Origin of the sequence: Cupriavidus sp. SK-3, assembly GCF_000611145.1 — a bacterium.
Lineage (GTDB): Bacteria > Pseudomonadota > Gammaproteobacteria > Burkholderiales > Burkholderiaceae > Cupriavidus.
The window spans coordinates 1-621 of the sequence record NZ_JFJV02000237.1; the positions used below are offsets into that span (position 1 = coordinate 1).

General features: G+C 68.1%; 1 pseudogene. It reads right to left on the minus strand.

The window, feature by feature from the left end:
• Window positions 1-621 (minus strand): annotated as a pseudogene (locus tag CF70_RS24760) (SMC family ATPase); the annotation flags it as partial.

Here is a 621-nt window from a genome sequence, read left to right on the forward strand (position 1 = left end):
TCGAAAGCGCGGCATGCTGTGCCTGCTGTGCATCCAAGCGACTGACCGCCTGCTGTAGCGTGGCAAACTCGCCCTGCTTCTGGCCTGTGATCATCTGCAAGGTGTCGCGCTGCTCGGCGGCCGCAAGGATGGCCGGCCCTTCGGCCAACATCAGCTTGCGGCTGGCGATCAGCTGCTCCAACTCCCGGCGCCTCGTGGCAGCGCGGGTGGCCGCAGCACGCTGGTCAGCATCCAACTGCCGCCGGCGCGCTCCCAGTTCGGTTTCCCGTTGCCTGAGCTCGCGCAGACGCGCTTCGGTGGCCGCGCTCGCACTTTGCTTGGCTGCCAGTGTCGCTCGCTCCTGCAGGAGCTTTGCGCCATCGGCAGTCTTCGCATCGCGATCGCTCCGCGCCCCGGTCAAGGCTTCATCGGTCGAGCCGATGTCGCGTGCCAACTGCCCCGCCCGCTCGCGCTGGGCGGACAAGCCCACCAGGTCGCGCTGCAGGGTGTCCAGATGCCGGCCCAGCCCCTTTGCAACCTCGCCGGCCTTGGCCGACAGATCACGCAGGTGGTCGATGCCCAGCAACTCGGCAAGCAGCTTCTTGATCTCGCCGGCCTGGTAGCTGGCGATCGGGCGCCGGT